The organism is Vibrio sp. T9 (genome assembly GCF_003123985.1).
Classification (GTDB): domain Bacteria; phylum Pseudomonadota; class Gammaproteobacteria; order Enterobacterales; family Vibrionaceae; genus Vibrio; species Vibrio diabolicus.
Window position 1 is genome coordinate 1 of sequence record NZ_NIGY01000120.1, and the last position, 349, is coordinate 349.

A 349-nucleotide genomic window follows, 5' to 3' on the forward strand; every position below is an offset into this window, starting at 1 on the left:
ACCATGGTGTACATCAGCACCAGGGTGACAAAGGTGATAACGAATGGCAGGAAGTTGAGCAGCCTGCTCTGCGTTGCGATCTGGTCGGCTGCCGCATGGAGCATGGGAAAGGCGGTGATGTAAGAGGTGAGCACGAGACTGCCGACGACCAGGATGGGACCCAGGGTGAGTGCCGCCCAATAGAGCAAAAGACGCGAGGTCCAGTCACGTGGTTTGCGTACGCGCCAGATGCGGTTCATGCGATCTTCGATGCTGATCATCATCGACACCGCGCTGAAGAGCATGACCAGGATCGATATGCCCGTCAGCTGGCTGGCCTTGTCCGCGAAAGCCAGCATGTACTCCTGGA

1 protein-coding gene is annotated in these 349 nt (G+C 57.9%); it reads right to left on the reverse strand.

Annotated elements, in window-relative coordinates:
• Positions 1 to 338, reverse strand: a 338-nt coding sequence (locus CBX98_RS25715) for a YhjD/YihY/BrkB family envelope integrity protein (protein WP_242446623.1), incomplete at its 3' end; no start/stop codon positions are given.
• Positions 339 to 349: the final 11 nt, after the last annotated feature.